We start from the raw sequence: 16,698 nt of genomic DNA on the forward strand, positions 1-16,698 counted from the left end.
GCGCTCACGCCGGAACCGGCGCGAGGTCCCTCCTGGGCGCGACGGCCGGGAACGACGGCGCCTGGCCGCCGGCCAGGGTCTCGAGGACCCGCACGACCTGGCAGCTGTAGCCGAACTCGTTGTCGTACCAGACGTACAGCACGACGCCGTCCTCGGTCGCGATCGTCGCGAGGCCGTCGACGACGCCCGCGTGACGGGAGCCGAGGATGTCGGTGGACACGATCTCGGGCGACTCGAGGTAGTCGATCTGCCGGCGCAACGGCGAGTCCAGCGAGGCGCGGCGCAGGTGCGCGTTGATCGCGTCCCTCGTGATCGGCCGCTCCGTGCGCAGGTTCAGGATCGCGAGCGACACGTCGGGCGTGGGCACCCGGATCGAGCTGCCGGTGAGCCGTCCCTCCATCTCGGGCAGGGCCTTCGCGACGGCGGTCGCCGCTCCGGTCTCGGTGATCACCATGTTGAGCGCCGCCGAGCGGCCGCGGCGATCGCCGGCGTGGAAGTTGTCGATGAGGTTCTGGTCGTTGGTGAACGAGTGCACCGTCTCGACGTGCCCGCTTCGCACCCCGACCAGGTCGTGCACCGCCTTCAGGATCGGCGTGATCGCGTTCGTCGTGCACGACGCGGCCGACACGATCCGGTCGTCGGCGCTGATCGCGTCGTGGTTGATGCCGTGCACGATGTTCTTCAGCGCGCCCTTGCCCGGCGCGGTCAGCAGCACCTGCCGGGCACCGGGCGATTCGAGGTGCCGGGCCAGGCCCGCCTCGTCGCGCCAGCGGCCCGTGTTGTCGACGATGATCGCGTCCTCGATCCCGTGGGCGCGGTAGTCGATGCTCGCGGGGTCGTCGGAGTAGAGGAACTTCAGCAGCGTCCCGTTCGCGAGGATCGTGTCGTTCTCCTCGTCCACCGTGATCGTGCCCGCGAACGGTCCGTGCACCGAGTCCCGTCGGAGCAGGCTCGCGCGCTTGCGCAGATCGTCGGCCGAGCCGCGGCGCACGACCACGGCGCGCAGCCGCAGGGTCGAGCTCTGCCCGCCCCGCTCGATCAGGAGTCGCGCCACCAGGCGCCCGATCCGCCCGAACCCGTAGAGGACCACGTCCCGCGGCCCCTGCCCGCCCACGACCCGCGGCACTCCGCCCACGACCTCGGCGAGCTGCTCCCGGAGGAACTCCTCCAGCGACTCGGACCCCTCCCGCGTGCGGAACAGGAACGCGAGCTGCGCGACGTCGATCGACGCCGCACCCAGCTCGAGCCGTGTCAGGACCCGCAGGATCGGCAGGGTCTCGGCCAGCGACAGCTCCGACTCGTCCAGGTGACGGGCGAAGCGGTGCGCCTTCAGCAGCTCGATCGTCGACCGGTTGATCAGGCTCGTCCCGTGCAGCGACGTCACAACCCGGCGGCGGCGGTAGAGATCGCCGATCAGCGGGATCATCGTCTCGGCGAGCGCCTGACGGTCCTCCCACGTCGCGGCCTGCAGCTGGTGATCGGTCAGATTCACTCGGGGCTCCTGGAGGGTCTCGCGGTCGCCGGAGGGTACGGCGTCCCGGTGGCGTCGATGGGCCGCCGCGGAGTTCTGCTCCACGGCCGGCCGCCGGTTCCCGCTCCGCTCGGCAGGGGCATCAGCGTCGTCGCGAGTCCTCGTCGAGCAGCGGATCGGGTCGCTTCGAGCCTGGCGCAGAGGCGCGGGCAGGTGCCGGCCGGAGCCACTGTAAGAACCGGTGTTTTTACGCTTCCGTCAAACCTCGGACCGCGCCGACCGCCACGGCGGCCCTCAGCACTGCAGCACGACCGCTCCGTAGTGGGTGCCCGCGCCGGTCCCGACGAGCAGCACCGACTCCCCCTCCTGCACCCGCGCGCGATGCAGCGCCAGCGGGATCGCCGAGCCGATCGTGTTGCCGACCTCGGCCAGCGTGACGACCATCCGCTCGCGCCCCCACAGCCGCGCCATGCCCTCGAGGCCCGCCTTGCTGGTCTGGTGCGGCACCACGCGGTCGATACCCGGCAGCCCGGAACCGAGCCCCGGCCGCACCGTCTCGAGGAACGCGGGGAAGTGCCGCAGCGCCTCGATCAGCAGGCGGGTGCCGTCCATGTCGAAGCGGAAGTCGGCGAGGCGCTCGGCGGCCTCCTCGATCCGGATGCGGGTCCCGAACCCGCGGATCTCGGCGTGCATGACCCCGCTCGTGCGCGTCGTGAACCTCGACGTCGTGATGCCCTGCCCCGGAGTCGTCGCCCGGCCCACGACGACGGCCGCGGCCGCGTCGCCGATCAGCAGGGCGCTCTCGGGCTGGCCGACGTCGATGCCGCGGCTGCCGCCCTCCGTCGACACGATGAGCACCCGCTCGGCGCGGTGCGTCGCGAGGAGGAACCCCGCCTCCTGCAGCGCGAAGAGGAACGAGAGGCAGGTGGCGTGGAGGCTGTAGGCCGAGACGTCGGCGAGGCCCAGTCCGGCGGCGAGCAGCGCCCCGCCGTCGGGGATCGCCTGCAGGTGCGTGCCCGAGGCGTTGAGCACGACGTCGATGTCGCCGGGCTCGAGCTCGGCGGCGGCGAGCGCCCGCCGCGCGGCCAGCAGGCCCAGCTCCAACGGATCCTCGTCGTCCGCGAGCCAGTGCCGGGTCACGACGCCCGTGCGGCGGATCGCCTCGTCCGCGTCGATGCCGCAGAGGGCGGCCACCTCGGCCGTCGGGACGAGGCGCTGCGGCAGGGCCTCGCCCGTGCCGAGGATGCGGACGGGGAGCACATCGGACACGGTCGCGTCCCTCCTGCGCCGACCTGCCGGAGGGACGCCGCTCCCCCTGTATAGCGGGGATATGCACTCTGCGCTCTCCCGCGAGCGCCCTCCCCTTGCTGGTCGAGCAGCCCCGCAGGCGCGTCTCGGGACCCACCACCCCCGGACACGGGGATCGCGATACGCCGCTGCGCGGCTGCTCGATCAGCAAGGACGGCGCCGGCCGTCTCGAGCGGCCGCCCTCCCCTCTGCTGGTCGAGTAGCGCCGCAGGCGCGTATCGAGACCCACGTCCACCAGAAGCCCTCCCCGTCCGGCTCCGCCCACGAGGCCGCCCCCTCCCCTCGCTAGGGTGGTCCCGGCGGAGCGCGAGGGGGTCCGGGTGAGCTTCTGGGTCGTCGTGCCGCTCTTCAACGAGGAGAAGCTGCTCCGCGGTACCCTCGACGCCCTCGCGGCGCAGTCCGATCAGGACTTCACCCTCCTGCTGGTCGACAACGGCAGCACCGACGGCTCGCGTGCGGTGATCGACGCGTTCGCCGCCGAGCGCCCCGAGCGGCCGGTCCTCACGATCGGCGAGGCGCAGAAGGGCACGGGAGCCGCCTCCGACACCGGTTTCCGGTACGCGATCGCGCACGGGGCTTCCGTGGTCGCCCGCACCGACGCCGACTCGCTGCCGGACGCGCGCTGGGTGGAGCTGCTGAAGGCCGACTTCCGCGCCGGCTTCCGCTTCGTCGGCGGCCGCGTCACTCCGCGCACCGACGAGCCCGAGTACCGCTGGTACGACGGAGTGATCGGCACCGGTCTCATCCGGATCCTCGAGCGTGCCCCGGGCATCGTCTACAGCCGCCCGGGCCAGCGCTACCGGATGTTCATGATCGCCGGCCTGAACCTCGCCATCGACGCCGCGCTGTACCTCGAGGTCGGCGGCTTCCCGCGCTCGAGCATCGACGACACCGACGAGGACCTGGAACTGCACCTCAAGGTCTGCCGGGTGATCCCGGGAACACAGGCGAGGCTGAACCGCCGCGCGATCGTCCGCTGCTCCATCCGCAAGGGCAAGGCGCTGGGCTACCTGGGGATCCTGCTCTGGTACTGGGGCCGCAAGAAGGGGCTGGAGGTCGTCGATGTCCGCTGAGCCGCCTCTCCACGTCGAGCCCTCGATGTCCGCCGGGCCCCGAGCGCCCCGCCGCGTCCTCGTCACCGGCGCCACGGGCTTCCTCGGCGGGCACGCCGTGCGCGAGTTCCTCGCCGCGGGCGACGAGGTCGTCGCCGCCGGCCGCAGCCTCCCCGCCCTCGAGCGTCTTGCAGCCGAGGGCGCCGAGACGATCGCCGCCGATCTGGCCGACCTCGCCACCCTGCCCGTGCGCGCCGACGTGCTGGTCCACTCCGCCGCCCTGTCGAGCCCGTGGGGCCGGTGGAGCGAGTTCCGCGAGGCGAACGTCGACGGCACGGAGGCGATGATCGGCCTCGCCGAGCGCGTCGGCATCCCGCGCATCGTCTTCGTCTCCTCGCCCAGCATCTACTCGGCCCGCCGCCACCAGCACCTGGTGCGGGAGGACGAGTTCGATCCTGCGAGCCGGATGAGCCTCTACATCCGCAGCAAGATCGAGGCGGAGCGCCTGCTGCAGCGGGCGCTCGCCGAGGGACGGATCCGCGAGCTCGTGATCCTGCGCCCCCGCGGCCTCATCGGAGTCGGCGATCCGAGCCTCATCCCCCGCTTCGTGGCCGCGAACCGGCGCCGCGGCATCCCGCTCTTCGACGGCGGGCGCAACGTCGTCGACGTGACCTGCGTCGAGAACGCCGCCCGCGCACTGGTCCTCGCCGCCGGCACCGAGCACGCGGACGGCAGCGTCTACAACATCACCAACGGCGAGCCGACCCCGTTCGGCGAGCTCCTCCGCGCCTTCTTCGCCGCGATGGGCGAGGAGCCGCGCTTCCTCACCGTCGACCTGCGCCTCCTGACCGCAGTCGCCGAGGTCCTCGAGCGGGTCTACGCGCGGCTGCCCGGCGGGGCCGAGCCGCCCTTCACCCGCTACACCGTCGCGACCCTCGCCTACGCGCAGACCCTCGACATCTCGCGCGCCCGCGCCGAGCTGGGCTACGAGCCCGTCGTGCCGCTCGCCGAGGGCATCCGCCGCGTCGGAGAGCACTACCGGGCCGCGTCCCGTGCCTGAGTGCGAGCCCGCCCTGCGCGTCTTCGCGTGCGGAGACACCACCTTCCCGCTCTCGCGCGTGTTCCGCGGCGAGGGCCTCCCCTGCCGCACCTTCCCCTCCGCGGTCTTCCTGTACACGCACCCCAGCGGCCGCCGCGTGCTCGTCGACACCGGCTACCCGCCGTCCTTCGCGGGCACCGGCCCTGTCGGCGCCCTCTACCGGCGGATCCTGCCGGCGCGCGTCACTCCGGCCGAGACCGTCGACGCCCGGCTGCGCTCCGAGGGCCTCGAGCCCGGCGACATCGAGTTCGTCGTCCTCACGCACCTCCACCCCGATCACGTGGGCGGCCTCCGGCACTTCCCCGACGCGACCCTCGTGCTCTCGCGCGGCCAGCTGCAGAGGATCGAGCGGAGCCGCGTCACCGACGGCGTCTTCGCGGGCCTCATCCCGCCCTGGTTCGCCGACTCGGACCGCCTCGTCGTCGACGAGCAGCCGGTGAGCACGGTCGCCGGGGTGAGCGGCTTCGACCTCTTCGGCGACGGCCGCTGCGTCGTCACTCCGCTGCCCGGGCACGCCCTCGGCCACCTGGGCGTCCTCGTGGAGGGCCGGTTCCTGATCGCCGGCGACGCGGCGTGGGGCCGCGAGTTCCTGGAGTGGTCCGACCGCCTGCGGCCGCTCCCCCGCCTCATCAGCGACGACCCGGCGGCGCACCACCGCACCTCCGAGCAGCTGCTGCGCCTCGAGGCCTCCGGCATCACCCTCTGCTTCAGCCACGACGTGTACCCGTCCCGGGTGCTCCTCGACTGAGCGTCCGCGGCGGCAGGGAACAGGTGAAGCCGCCGTGCCCTCAAGGGCTACGACGGCTTCCGGAACCCTGCTCAGCTCGCGCTGCGGGATTATGCGTCCAGTGTACGGAGCCGGGGCGATCCCTGTGGCTCGCCTGATCGGTTCGGATCGACAGACGCTGCAGGAACAAGGCTGAGCGCGCGGAACCGGATGAATCCGCCGGAATCGTGGCTGCCGACCTTAGTTCTGTTGGTGCAGCGGCTCGCAACCGAGGGTGGGAGCTCGTCAAGCGCCCGGGGGGATCGAAACCGCCGTCTCCTCCTCGGTTGCGAACGCCTTCAGCGGCGCTCCGTCGCGGTCGAGGAACCGATGGTCGGCACTCCTCCTCGAGGAGGGATCGCCGTGCGCGACCCTCAGCCCGGGAAGTCGTCCGGCCAGCCGCGCTCGGCGAGCGAGCGGCGCACCCGCTCGACGTCCTCGTCCGACGGCAGCTCCGAGGTGACGCGCGCGATCGCCGCGGCGACGTCGATGCGGCTCGCGGGCAGGGCGCCCTCGGCGGCGAGGCGGGTGCCCACCTCCGTCACCTCGTCGTCGGTGAGGCGGCGGCGCAGCAGCGCGACCAGCGGGATGAAGTCCTGCTCCGGCAGTCCCGCCGGGTAGCCCGCGCGCAGCCAGCGGACGATCCGCGTGACGAGCCCGGCCTGCGGCGCGTCCTCCTCCGGGATCCCGAGCGGCCAGCCCGCGCTCGCGAGGCGGACGGAGACGCGCACGAGATCCTCGGGCAGGGCCGGACCCAGCAGGAGCTCCTCGATGCGGTGCCGCAGCTGCGCGCGGTCGAGGGGCACGCCGTCCGCGTCGGCCCGCGCGGCGTCGAGCACCAGCCGCTCGACCACCTGCTCGACCTCGTCCGCGGTGAGACTGCGCCGGAGGATGCCCAGCAGCGGCACGTAGTCCTGCTCGGGCACTCCCGTCGGGTAGCCGGCGCGCAGCCAGCCGACGACGCGGGCGACCGGCCCCGACACGGTCTGCTCACCCACGCTCAGCCCTTCGGGACGAAAACGGGCACGCCGTGCGAGAAGTCGACCTCCTGGCCGAAGCCGGTCGCGAGGATGACGCTCAGCCCCACGACCACCGCGAGCACCACGATCGCGAAGCAGGCGACTCCGATCGCGCGCAGCAGCGGGACGGGTAGGCGCGGCTGCTCCCCGGCCGCGCCACCGGCGACCGCGAACGAGCGCACGCCGAGGGCGAAGAGGACGGGGAGCCCGGCCCCGAGGAGGACGGCGACCACGGCCACCTGACCGGCGGCCTCGAAGAACAGTGCGAGCACGGTGCGACTCCTCAGGCGTTCGTGGGCTGGGGCGAGCGGCGGGCGTCCTGCCACTCGTCGTTGACGTTGTGCGAGCCGATCGCGTCGCGGCGCGAGCGGAGGTAGATGAGGACCGCGACCGCGACGAGGACCGCCGCCATCAGCAGTCCGCCGAGCGCCCCTCCCGCGAGGTGCCCGATCCACCACATGACCGCGCCGACGAGCCCTGCGGCGGGCAGCGTGATCACCCACGCGATCACCATCCGCAGCGCCACGCGCCAGCGCACCTGGGCGCCGGGGCGGCCGACGCCGGAGCCGAGGATCGAGCCGGTCGCGACGTGAGTGGTCGAGAGGGCGAAGCCGAGGTGGCTGGAGGCGAGGATCACCGCGGCCGACGAGCTCTCGGCCGCCATGCCCTGAGGCGTGTCGATCTCGACGAGGCCCTTGCCGACGGTGCGGATGATGCGCCAGCCGCCGAGGTAGGTGCCGAGCGAGATGGCGAGGGCGCAGCTGAGCTTGACCCAGAACGGCACCGACTCGGTGTCGCTCCATCCGCCGGCCGCGATCAGCGCCAGCGTGATCACTCCCATCGTCTTCTGCGCGTCGTTGGTGCCGTGCGCGAGCGAGACGAGGGAGGCGCTGCCGATCTGGCCGATCCGGAAGCCGTGGTCCAGGCCCTTCGAGGCCAGGTTCCCGACGACCTTGAAGACCAGCCAGGTGCCGATCGCCGCGACCGCTCCGGCGAGCACGGGCGACATCAGCGCCGGCAGGATCACCTTGCCGACCACTCCGTCGAGCTTGGAGCCGTCGCCCGCCCAGTTGACGCCGTCGACGCCGAGTCCGGCGAGCGTCGAGCCGATCAGCCCGCCGAAGAGGGCGTGCGACGAGCTCGAGGGCAGTCCGAGCAGCCAGGTCAGCAGGTTCCAGATGATCCCGCCGATGAGTCCAGCGAGCACGATCAGCAGCAGAGCGGATCCGCCGCTCTCGAGCAGCGCCGGGTCGGGTGCGCCGGACGAGTCCTGGATCCGGACGACCGCGTTCGTGACGGTCAGCGCCACCTCGATGCTGAGGAAGGCGCCCACGAGGTTGAGCGACGCGGAGAGGGCGACGGCGACCTTCGGCTTCAGCGCACCGGTCGCGATGGACGTGGCCATCGCGTTCGCGGTGTCGTGGAAGCCGTTGGTGAAGTCGAAGGCGAGGGCGGTGACGACGACCAGGACGAGCAGAACGAGGGGATCCACGCAGGAATCATGCGCTTGCTGACGGGCCCTGTGGCGGGGTCCCCGGATGTATTTACCGGCTATTCACTTTCACCGGGCGAGCGGGCTGCAGGACCTCGGTCGGGAGTGCTCCTCGCGCACGATCGTGGCTGACGAGCACTCCCAGCCGAGGGTGCGCTCTCAGTGACCCGAGGGCAGCGGCGGAGTGAGATCCGGGGTGTGCTCCGGGTCGGAGTCGACGACGGGCTCGTCCTCGTGCGGCACGCTCGGCAGCGGCGGAGTGAGGTCGGGGGTCGTGTCGGGATCGACGACCGGCGCAGCGTGCTTCGGCTCGCTCGGCTGCGCTCCCCGCTCGGCGGCGGCCGCCTTCTTCGCGGCCTTCTCCTGCTGGCGGCGCAGCTTCTCGGTCTGCTCCGACAGCTTGCGCGCCTTCTTGCGCAGCTTCTTGCTCGAGTCGCGCACGGCCTCGTGCGCCGCGCGGACCGACTTCTCGGCCTTCTTCAGAGCCTTCTTCGCCCGCTTCTGAGCCGCCTTGTCGTTCCCGGTGGTCTGCGCCATGGTGTCGTCCTCCGCTCGTCGGGCCCGATCGGCCGTGATCCTCCTAAAGTACCGAGCCGGGCCCGTGCGGCGCCTGGGCGATCCGCGGAGTGGTGGCGCTGGCGGCCGGGCGCGGGTCGGCGTAGAACTGCCGCATGAGCGATCGGATCTCCCCCCGCACCTTCCGCGCGACGCCCGGCACCGAGGGCTGGCGCGTCGTCGGCGACGGCGCCCGCGCCTGGTTCCCCACCGGCTCCTTCGCCCGCGGAGCCGCGCTGGTCGCCGCCGTCGCCGCTCTCGCCGACGAGGCCGACCACCATCCGGACGTCGATCTGCGATTCGGCGGCGTCGGGGTGCGCCTGACCAGCCACGACGTGGGCGACGTCAGCCGCCGCGACGCGGAGCTGGCCGGCCGGATCTCCTCCGCGGCGCAGGAGCTCGGGCTGGTCGCCGACCCGTCGGCCGTGCAGAGCCTGCAGATCGCGATCGATGCGGTCGACGTCGACGCCGTGCGGGCCTTCTGGGCCGCCGTGCTGGGCTACTCGCCCCGGGAGGACGCGGATGCGGCGGATCCCCGCGGCCTCGCCCCGAACGTCTGGGTCCAGCGCATCGACGAGACGCGCTCCGAGCGCAACACCGTGCACCTCGACCTGTACGTCCCGCGCGAGGCGGTCGAGTCGAGGATCGCCGCCGCCCTCGCCGCGGGCGGAAGGGTGGCCGACGACGACCACGCTCCGGACTGGTGGACGCTCGCCGATCCGGAGGGCAACGAGGTCGATCTCGCACCCTGGCGCGACGACAGCCCGTGGGGCGAGTGAGCGCGGGTCCGCCTCGTGCGTCTGGGAGTCCGGTTCGAAAGCCGCCTGCCCCGCAGCACCGCCGGGCAGGCTGAGGTCATGGCTTTTCAACCGAACCCCACGGGCTTCTTCGGGAAGGCCGCTCAGCGGCGGCCGATGCGCGGCCCGAGGCGCGACCGCTGGATGTGGTGGCGCCTGGGCACCGGAGTCGCGGTCGTCGTCGGCGGGGTCGTCGCACTCCTGGCCTTCACAGCGGGCTAGGCGCGACCGTGGAGAGAGTCACGGGGATCGGCGGCCTCTTCTTCGCCGCCCGCGATCCCGCGGCACTCGGGCGCTGGTACGCCGAGAACCTCGGCGTCGACGAGCCGCCGACCTCCTACGGATCCTCGTCGTGGCGGCAGGAGGCCGGAGCGACCGTCCTCGCGCCGATGCCGGTCGGCTCGAAGCACCTCGGCCCGACCGGCTGGGCCGTGAACTTGCGCGTGCGGAGTCTCGACGCGATGGTCGAGCAGCTGAGGAGCTCCGGGACGACGGTCGTGGTCGACCCCGAGCACTACCCGAACGGGCGGTTCGCCGATCTGCACGACCCCGAGGGCAACCGGATCCAGCTCTGGGAGCCGGCGGGCGCCGACGACTGACGCCACATACGACGGCCGGAAACACGAGCCCGCACGAGGGGGCTTGACTGCTGACCCCGGACGGTGAGCGGTCTCCCAGGTGCGTTCCGGAGCATCCCGGGTACTCTGGAGGGTCGTACGGCGCGGACAACCCCTCCGCGCCCGACGGTTCCCCGCCCCAGCCGCGCGCATCTCCGCGCGGCGCACGACCCGGAAACTCTGACTGCATGCACCACTCCGATCTCGCCCCGACCCCCTGCCCCCGGGGAGTCGAGCAGACCGACAGCTCCACCGCCCTCCCGACCCGGAGGCAGCTGCGCGCCCAGCAGGAGGCGCAGCGCACCGCGTCGCGTCGCGCGTCGCGTCGTCCGACCCGGCCCCGCGCCTCCGCTCTGGCGGCCATGTCGTTCGTCGTCGGCATCGCGGTCACCACGACGATGCCCGCGTTCGCCACGCCGGGCGCCCCCGACTCCGAGCTCGCTCACGACACGGCGACCGCCGTCGCGGCCGCCCGCCCGCAGAGCTTCGTCGCCGCCGGTGCCGTGCAGCACACCGTCACTCGCGACGCCTTCGCCGCCGAGGCGAAGCCCGAGGTCCTCGTTCCCACCGCGTCCCTCGACGCCATCACGGCCGGAGCGGGCGAGTCGACCGCCGCGGCGAACGGCGCCTCCGGCACCTGGGTCCTCCCCGTCTCGGGCCGCATCAGCAGCAGCTACGGCCCGCGTCCCGACGCGCCCGTGTCGGGCGTCAACCTGTTCCACAAGGGCACCGACCTCGCCGCGGCCTGCGGCACGCCGGTCGTCGCGGCCTCCGGCGGCGTCGTCGAGGAGTCCCGCTACTTCGGCACCTACGGCAACTGGGTCCTGATCGACAACGGCGGCGGGATCGAGACCGGCTACGCCCACAACAGCGAGCTGCTCGTCGGCGTCGGCGACGTGGTCGAGGCGGGCGACGTGGTCGCGCTGCTCGGATCCACCGGCGCCTCCTCCGGCTGCCACCTGCACTTCGAGACGCGCGTCGACGGCGAGGCGGTCGACGCCGTGCCGTTCATGAGCGCGCTGGGCGTGCCGCTGGGCTGACCCGCGTCACTCCGCGGACGCGCTTCAGCCCGGGGCCGAACGCGCTTCAGCCCGGGGCCGGCACCGTCCGCGGTCCGGTCGACACGGTCCCCGACCAGCGGGCGTCCGCCGGCACGGTCGTGACCACGATGCGGGCGTCCTGGTCGACGGAGATCTGCATGCTCGCGCCGTTGCCCTCGTTGGGGTCGCCGCGCGTGATGCCCTCGTTGTAGAGGCACTTCGAGCCGCTGGTCATCAGGCCCTCGATCTCGACCGTCACCTCGGCGTCCGCGGTGTCGCAGGCGACGGCCAGCCGGATCGAGAGCGGCTCACCCACCAGGCGGACCGTCTGCGGCTCCGGTGCCCCGATCTCGTCGGTCCAGGTGACCGCCGCGGTCTGACCCTCCGGCAGATCCAACGGCCCGATCGGAGTCGGGGTCGGTGTCGGTGTCGACGTGGCCGTCGCGGTCGGCGTCGCCGCCTCCTCCTCGGCCGGTGCCGTGCAGCCCGCCAGCGCGAGCACCGCGAGCACCGTCGCGGCCCCTGTCGTGGTCGTCCTTCTCATCACCATCGCGGCTCCCCCTGTCCGTCTCGGTCCTTCCGGTTTACCCGAGGTCGGCATCCGGCCGGACGGTCTCTGCGGCCCTTGCCAGGGTCCGCCGGCGCGGCGCTGCGCCCCGGCACGGAGGCGGCACCCAGAAAACCGAGCAACACTTGGGAGCGAGTCGAAGGGCGTCCGTGAACGAGCACGGAGCCGGACTCGCCGGCCCGCCGACCCCTTCGCTCCACGAGCAGGAGGTCACCATGTCCACCACCCAGCGCTTCGCCGACCGCGTCGTCCTCATCACCGGAGGAGGGTCCGGACTCGGCCGCGCCAGCGCCGTCCGCCTCGCCGAGGAGGGAGCGAAGCTCGCCCTCGTCGACATCTCCGAGCAGGGTCTCGCCGCGACCGTCGAGGCCGTGACCGCGGCCGTTCCCGGTGCCGAGACCCTCACCGTGACCGCCGACGTGTCGAAGGAGGAGGACGTCGACGCCTACGTCGCCGCGACCCTCGAGCGCTTCGGCCGGATCGACGGCTTCTTCAACAACGCCGGTATCGAGGGGAAGCAGAACCTCACCGAGGACTTCACCGCGGCCGAGTTCGACAAGGTCGTCGCGATCAACCTGCGGGGTGTGTTCCTCGGCCTCGAGAAGGTCCTCAAGGTGATGCGGGAGCAGGGCTCCGGCATGGTCGTGAACACGGCGTCCGTCGGCGGGATCACCGGCATCGGCAACCAGTCCGGCTACGCGGCCGCCAAGCACGGAGTCGTCGGCCTGACCCGCAACTCCGGCGTCGAGTACGGCCGCTACGGCATCCGGATCAACGCGATCGCGCCCGGTGCGATCTGGACGCCCATGGTCGAGAACTCGATGAAGCAGCTCGACCCCGAGAACCCGCGGAAGGCCGCGGAGGAGTTCATCCAGGTCAACCCGACGAAGCGCTACGGAGAGGCGGCCGAGATCGCCTCCGTCGTCGCGTTCCTGCTCTCGGACGACGCCGCGTACGTCAACGCCGTCGTCCTCCCGATCGACGGCGGCCAGTCCATCCAGTACTGAGCCCCGCGTCGGACGGACGGGACGCGCCGCCACGGCGGCCGATCCCGTCCGTCCCTCCGCCTCCGCGGGGGAACCCCGGCCGCCGGCGCGACCGGAGGAGAATGAGCGCATGAATCCCACCGGGAGCTTCCGCGCCGCGCGCGACGTCCTGCTCGAGCACCGCACCGACGTGGCGGCCGCCACCGAGGCCTTCCACTGGCCGGATGTCGGCCCCCGTTTCAACTGGGCCGTCGACTGGTTCGACGCGATCGCGATCGGCAACGAGCGCCCCGCACTGTGGATCGTCGAGGAGGACGGCTCGGAGCAGAAGGTCTCGTTCGACGAGATGCGCTGGCGGTCGGACGAGGTCGCCACCTGGCTGCACTCGGTCGGCGTGGAGCAGGGCGACCACGTCATGCTCATGCTCGGCAACCGGGTCGAACTGTGGGAGTCGATGCTCGCGATCATGAAGCTCGGCGCGGTGATCCTGCCGACGACGACGCTCCTCTCGCCCGCCGATCTGGCCGACCGGCTCGAGCGCGGCGAGGTGGCGCACGTCATCGCCGACGCCTCCGAGACCGCCAAGTTCGACGACGTCGAGGGCGACTTCGGCCGCATCGCCGTCGGTGGCGCCGTGGACGGCTGGCTCGACTACTCCGACTCCGCGGAGCCCTTCGGCATCAGCCCGACGGTCAGCGTCGAGAGCACGGATCCGTGCCTGATCTACTTCACGTCGGGCACGACCTCGAAGCCCAAGATGGTCGTCCACACCCACGAGTCGTACCCCGTGGGCCACCTCAGCACGATGTACTGGCTGGGCGTGCAGCCGGGCGACGTGCACTCGGCGATCAGCTCGCCCGGCTGGGGCAAGCACGCATGGAGCTGCTTCTTCGCCCCGTGGAACGCCGAGGCCACCGTCTTCGTCTACAACTACAGCCGCTGCTCGCCGTCCGCGATGCTCGAGCAGCTCGACCGGGCGGAGGTCACCACCTTCTGCGCGCCGCCCACCGTCTGGCGGATGCTGATCCAGTCCGAGCTCGGCGCGAAGCCCCGCGCGCTGGCGCAGATCCTCTCGGCGGGCGAGCCGCTGAACCCCGAGGTGATCGGCACGGTCGAGCGCGAGTGGGGTCTGGGGATCCGCGACGGCTACGGCCAGACCGAGACCACGGCCATCATCGCGAACCCTCCCGGTTCCGAGATCGTGCCCGGAGCGATGGGCCGCCCGCTGCCCGGAGTGGCGATCGCGCTGATCGACCCGCTCACGGGCGAGCGCTCCTCCACCGGCGAGATCTGCCTCGACCTCTCCACCGAGCCGGTGAACCTGATGTCGGGCTACCACGGCGACGACGAGCGCACCGCCCGCGCCCGCGCCGACGGCCTGTTCCACACCGGCGACGTCGCGGTGCGCGCGGTCGACGGCACCATCACCTTCGTCGGCCGCACCGACGACATCTTCAAGTCCTCCGACTTCAAGATCTCGCCCTTCGAGGTCGAGAGCGTGCTGCTGCAGCACCCGGCGGTCGCCGAGTCGGCGGTGGTGCCCGCACCCGACGCGGTGCGGCAGAGCATCGTGAAGGCGTACGTCGCGCTGGCCGAGGGCTGGGAGCCGACGGCCGAGACCGCGGCGGCGATCTTCGCGCACACCCGAGACGTGCTCTCGTCGTTCGAGCGCGTGCGCCGGATCGAGTTCGCCGAGCTCCCCAAGACGATCTCGGGCAAGATCCGCCGCGTCGAGCTGCGCCAGCGCGAGCAGGAGGCCTTCGATCGGGGCGAGGAGATCACGACGGAGTGGCGGAGCGACCGCGTCCCGTCCGCGGCGACCGAGCCGGAGCGCCGTATCGAGACCCGCTGACTCCGAGCGAGGGCGGATCTCGATACGGCCGCTGCGCGGCCTACTCGATCAGCAGCGTCGCCGTGCTGGTCGAGTAGCCGCGCAGCGGCGTCTCGAGACCCCGGATCGGGACAGCAGGACGGCCCTCCGCGTCCTGTTCGGCGCGGGCCGACGGCACGGGAGCGGAGGCGCGGCTCGCTCCCGTCCGGAACCACGCGGCGAGAGCAGGGGTGCCGCGCCACCGGCGGAAGTCGCGGTCGAGGGACGGGACTCCGCGGTAGCCGGAGGCGCGGGCGATGTCCTCCAGCGCACCGAGGCGGTGGGGAGTGCTCGCCATGAGGACGGATGCGAGCTCCATCCGGCACCGGGCCAGGTGCTCGTCGATCGAGAACCCGTAGGAGTGCCGGAACCGCAGGCGCAGCGTCAGCACCGGCACGCGGAGCTCCTCGGCCAGGCGGGCGGGGGTGAAGCGCGGATCGAGGAAGCGCTCGGTGACGAGCGCCGCGGTCGCGACGGCGAGCACGTCGGGTCGGTGGGGTGCGCGGGATCGGAAGGGACGGGAGGCGGGAGTCAGGCGACGAGGGAAGGGCATGGTGAGGAGACTCGCCCGCTGCCGATCTATGACGCGGTGGCGCACGATGATCTCACCATGGCGCGCCGGGAGGGATCGGCCCGCCTCACCGCCGTGCGCTGGCATGGGCACGGGCCCGCGACGAGATCCGATCGAGCTCGGCCGTCGAGCGGAAGCCCGCCGCCTCGACGGCCCGCACCCGAGCCGACTCCCCCGAGCCGGAGTCGGCGAGCAGCACGTCCTCGGCGATGGTGAGGCGGATACGCTCGACGCGGCGACGGATCGAGACCCCGTGATGCAGTCGGTGGACGACCCGCACGCGGATCTCGGAGACGCCGAGGACCCGCGCGACGGCGCCGGCGTCGAGCTCGGGCACCGCATGGAACTGCCGCAGGGCGCGGTCGACGCGATCGCCGAGTCCGGTCGGACGGCCGGGCTCCTCCGCCCGGGGTCGCCGGAGTCGAGGGCTTGCGGCGCGCAGGATCTCCGTCATCATCGTCGATCACCTCTGGTTCGGTTCGGGGCGGACGCCGACGGATCGGCGGTGCGGGCTCGTCATAGCCGGGGAGGCGGGAGCGAGCGGGCGCGCGTCCGAGCGCAGCGCGCTGGAGCGAGCGGGGTCATCTGATTATGGGTGCGCCGCGCCCGACGCGACCGGCCTGGCACACGGTCCGGGGCGAATGGCGCGAGCCGTCGCGGATCCCGCCGGTCGCGCCCAGGACGACCGTCTTCGCGACGAGTCCGGGCGGGGAGAGGAGCGCCCCGTCGATCATCGTCGTGCCGCCGCCCGACCCGCCCCGAAGGAGAACGATGCCCCCCTGCCCGCCCGCGGCGCTCTCGAGGAACCCGCTCGCTCCACCCGAAGGACCGGTTCCCCGCCTGGAGCTCGAGGTGACCGTGTCGCACCTCCCGCTCACCGCGGCAAAGGGGCTCCGGAGCGACGCGCTCGTCCTCGTGTTCTGGATCAGCGTCCGCAACGGCACGCGGGCGAGCCTCCACGACCTCCACCTGCTGCAGGACCGATTCTCGGACGGGTCGGCCGACGATCTCGAGTACGACACCGCCCCGTCGACCCTCGTGGGCTGCGCCGAGCGGATCGCTCCCGGCGCAGGATTCGTCACGGCGGCCCGCTACACCGTCCGTCCGCTCGCGACACCACGGACCATCGTGAACTCGCTCGACGTCCGGGGAACGGACGCCGACGGTGCTCCGATCAGCGGCCACGGGCAGGTGCACGTCGCGGTCCGCCCCGACCGGACTCCGTCCGTGCTGTACCCCTTAGTGAGGTAGCGCGCAACGACGAGGGTGATCCCCGACCCCTCGAAGGGTGAAACTCTCTCAGGAGTCCGGTCGCCGCGGGCAGTGTTCTGCCTGTCGAACCGCCCGAACGGCTCGGCAGAAAGGTGCACCGTCATGACCATCAGCGCGTTCGACCGGACCTCCATCGAGCGGGGCGTCACCCGCCGCGACGACGAGGCGAGGTCCTGGTTCCGCCGTATCGGACTCGAGGCGAAGGCCGTCCGGCC

Annotated in this window: 19 protein-coding genes; 10 read left to right on the plus strand and 9 right to left on the minus strand. The window is 72.5% G+C overall.

Translation table 11 applies throughout. The features are described from left to right. Window positions 1-4 precede the first annotated feature (4 nt). Together LRG51_RS10590 and LRG51_RS10595 are read right to left on the minus strand one after the other, a co-directional pair. Window positions 5-1,492, minus strand: coding sequence for a glyceraldehyde-3-phosphate dehydrogenase (locus LRG51_RS10590; RefSeq protein WP_268966581.1), 1,488 nt, complete (start codon window positions 1,490-1,492; stop codon window positions 5-7). Between the two features lie 273 nt (window positions 1,493-1,765). Continuing rightward, entirely contained in the window at window positions 1,766-2,740 is a 975-nt protein-coding gene (locus LRG51_RS10595; RefSeq protein WP_230672706.1) for a 3-oxoacyl-[acyl-carrier-protein] synthase III C-terminal domain-containing protein, read from the minus strand. A 359-nt stretch (window positions 2,741-3,099) separates the two neighbouring features. Between LRG51_RS10595 and LRG51_RS10600 the strand changes: the two genes are divergently transcribed. The 3 genes from LRG51_RS10600 to LRG51_RS10610 are packed head-to-tail and all read left to right on the plus strand — an operon-like array spanning window position 3,100 to window position 5,678. After that, the gene (locus LRG51_RS10600; protein WP_230672707.1) at window positions 3,100-3,852 is read left to right on the plus strand and encodes a glycosyltransferase family A protein; all 753 of its coding nucleotides are present in this window, start codon (window positions 3,100-3,102) and stop codon (window positions 3,850-3,852) included. Further along, entirely contained in the window at window positions 3,842-4,891 is a 1,050-nt protein-coding gene (locus tag LRG51_RS10605; protein ID WP_230672708.1) for an NAD-dependent epimerase/dehydratase family protein, read from the plus strand. The genes LRG51_RS10600 and LRG51_RS10605 overlap by 11 nt, the downstream gene beginning before the upstream one ends. Then, a complete protein-coding gene (locus LRG51_RS10610; RefSeq protein WP_230672709.1) occupies window positions 4,884-5,678 on the plus strand; it encodes an MBL fold metallo-hydrolase in 795 nt (264 codons plus the stop codon). Before LRG51_RS10605 ends, LRG51_RS10610 begins: the two co-directional genes overlap by 8 nt. A gap of 392 nt (window positions 5,679-6,070) precedes the next feature. Here the strand turns inward: LRG51_RS10610 and LRG51_RS10615 are convergent, their stop codons facing one another. The 4 genes from LRG51_RS10615 to LRG51_RS10630 form a co-directional block, all read right to left on the minus strand. After that, window positions 6,071-6,694, minus strand: a complete 624-nt coding sequence (locus LRG51_RS10615; protein ID WP_230672710.1) for a DUF3349 domain-containing protein — start codon at window positions 6,692-6,694, stop codon at window positions 6,071-6,073. Between the two features lie 2 nt (window positions 6,695-6,696). Then, entirely contained in the window at window positions 6,697-6,987 is a 291-nt protein-coding gene (locus LRG51_RS10620; protein WP_055785159.1) for a hypothetical protein, read from the minus strand. 11 nt (window positions 6,988-6,998) lie between these two features. Continuing rightward, window positions 6,999-8,207 (minus strand): inorganic phosphate transporter, encoded by a 1,209-nt coding sequence (locus LRG51_RS10625; RefSeq protein WP_055785155.1) that lies wholly within the window; start codon window positions 8,205-8,207, stop codon window positions 6,999-7,001. A 159-nt stretch (window positions 8,208-8,366) separates the two neighbouring features. After that, on the minus strand, window positions 8,367-8,744 hold the full coding sequence (locus LRG51_RS10630) for a hypothetical protein (RefSeq protein ID WP_055785152.1): 378 nt from the start codon (window positions 8,742-8,744) through the stop codon (window positions 8,367-8,369). Window positions 8,745-8,878: 134 nt separating this feature from the next. Between LRG51_RS10630 and LRG51_RS10635 the strand changes: the two genes are divergently transcribed. The 4 genes from LRG51_RS10635 (at window position 8,879) to LRG51_RS10650 (ending at window position 11,216) form a co-directional block, all read left to right on the plus strand. Next, window positions 8,879-9,541, plus strand: a complete 663-nt coding sequence (locus LRG51_RS10635; protein ID WP_230672711.1) for a VOC family protein — start codon at window positions 8,879-8,881, stop codon at window positions 9,539-9,541. A gap of 78 nt (window positions 9,542-9,619) precedes the next feature. Next, window positions 9,620-9,781, plus strand: a complete 162-nt coding sequence (locus LRG51_RS10640) for a hypothetical protein (protein WP_157602110.1) — start codon at window positions 9,620-9,622, stop codon at window positions 9,779-9,781. A gap of 8 nt (window positions 9,782-9,789) precedes the next feature. Beyond that, the gene (locus LRG51_RS10645; RefSeq protein WP_055785146.1) at window positions 9,790-10,158 is read left to right on the plus strand and encodes a VOC family protein; all 369 of its coding nucleotides are present in this window, start codon (window positions 9,790-9,792) and stop codon (window positions 10,156-10,158) included. Window positions 10,159-10,364: 206 nt separating this feature from the next. After that, window positions 10,365-11,216 (plus strand): M23 family metallopeptidase, encoded by an 852-nt coding sequence (locus LRG51_RS10650; protein ID WP_230672712.1) that lies wholly within the window; start codon window positions 10,365-10,367, stop codon window positions 11,214-11,216. Window positions 11,217-11,262: 46 nt separating this feature from the next. Here LRG51_RS10650 and LRG51_RS10655 read toward each other — a convergent pair whose 3' ends face one another. Beyond that, complete coding sequence (locus LRG51_RS10655) at window positions 11,263-11,766, minus strand: hypothetical protein (RefSeq protein WP_230672713.1); 504 nt, start codon at window positions 11,764-11,766, stop codon at window positions 11,263-11,265. A 233-nt stretch (window positions 11,767-11,999) separates the two neighbouring features. On the opposite strand from LRG51_RS10655, the gene LRG51_RS10660 reads away from it, so the two are divergent. Together LRG51_RS10660 and LRG51_RS10665 are read left to right on the plus strand one after the other, a co-directional pair. Continuing rightward, entirely contained in the window at window positions 12,000-12,791 is a 792-nt protein-coding gene (locus LRG51_RS10660; protein ID WP_107575745.1) for a glucose 1-dehydrogenase, read from the plus strand. Window positions 12,792-12,900: 109 nt separating this feature from the next. Continuing rightward, a complete protein-coding gene (locus tag LRG51_RS10665) occupies window positions 12,901-14,622 on the plus strand; it encodes an AMP-binding protein (protein ID WP_230672714.1) in 1,722 nt (573 codons plus the stop codon). Between the two features lie 40 nt (window positions 14,623-14,662). On the opposite strand, the gene LRG51_RS10670 is transcribed toward LRG51_RS10665, so the two are convergent. Continuing rightward, the gene (locus tag LRG51_RS10670) at window positions 14,663-15,193 is read right to left on the minus strand and encodes a helix-turn-helix domain-containing protein (RefSeq protein WP_230672715.1); all 531 of its coding nucleotides are present in this window, start codon (window positions 15,191-15,193) and stop codon (window positions 14,663-14,665) included. Between the two features lie 85 nt (window positions 15,194-15,278). Then, the gene (locus tag LRG51_RS10675) at window positions 15,279-15,668 is read right to left on the minus strand and encodes a hypothetical protein (protein ID WP_230672716.1); all 390 of its coding nucleotides are present in this window, start codon (window positions 15,666-15,668) and stop codon (window positions 15,279-15,281) included. A gap of 395 nt (window positions 15,669-16,063) precedes the next feature. On the opposite strand from LRG51_RS10675, the gene LRG51_RS10680 reads away from it, so the two are divergent. After that, a complete protein-coding gene (locus tag LRG51_RS10680) occupies window positions 16,064-16,462 on the plus strand; it encodes a hypothetical protein (RefSeq protein WP_230672717.1) in 399 nt (132 codons plus the stop codon). The last annotated feature ends 236 nt before the right edge of the window (window positions 16,463-16,698 follow it).

This window comes from Rathayibacter sp. Leaf248, assembly GCF_920939495.1.
GTDB classification, from domain to species: domain Bacteria; phylum Actinomycetota; class Actinomycetes; order Actinomycetales; family Microbacteriaceae; genus Rathayibacter; species Rathayibacter caricis.

Excerpts from the sequence above, each read along its gene's own strand:
- LRG51_RS10605 (WP_230672708.1), top strand. The coding sequence starts at position 3,842 with ATGTCCGCTGAGCCGCCTCTCCACGTCGAGCCCTCGATGTCCGCCGGG.
- LRG51_RS10630 (WP_055785152.1), bottom strand. The coding sequence starts at position 8,744 with ATGGCGCAGACCACCGGGAACGACAAGGCGGCTCAGAAGCGGGCGAAG.
- LRG51_RS10635 (WP_230672711.1), top strand. The coding sequence starts at position 8,879 with ATGAGCGATCGGATCTCCCCCCGCACCTTCCGCGCGACGCCCGGCACC.
- LRG51_RS10640 (WP_157602110.1), top strand. The coding sequence starts at position 9,620 with ATGGCTTTTCAACCGAACCCCACGGGCTTCTTCGGGAAGGCCGCTCAG.
- LRG51_RS10650 (WP_230672712.1), top strand. The coding sequence starts at position 10,365 with ATGCACCACTCCGATCTCGCCCCGACCCCCTGCCCCCGGGGAGTCGAG.
- LRG51_RS10655 (WP_230672713.1), bottom strand. The coding sequence starts at position 11,766 with ATGGTGATGAGAAGGACGACCACGACAGGGGCCGCGACGGTGCTCGCG.
- LRG51_RS10660 (WP_107575745.1), top strand. The coding sequence starts at position 12,000 with ATGTCCACCACCCAGCGCTTCGCCGACCGCGTCGTCCTCATCACCGGA.
- LRG51_RS10665 (WP_230672714.1), top strand. The coding sequence starts at position 12,901 with ATGAATCCCACCGGGAGCTTCCGCGCCGCGCGCGACGTCCTGCTCGAG.
- LRG51_RS10670 (WP_230672715.1), bottom strand. The coding sequence starts at position 15,193 with ATGCCCTTCCCTCGTCGCCTGACTCCCGCCTCCCGTCCCTTCCGATCC.
- LRG51_RS10675 (WP_230672716.1), bottom strand. The coding sequence starts at position 15,668 with ATGATGACGGAGATCCTGCGCGCCGCAAGCCCTCGACTCCGGCGACCC.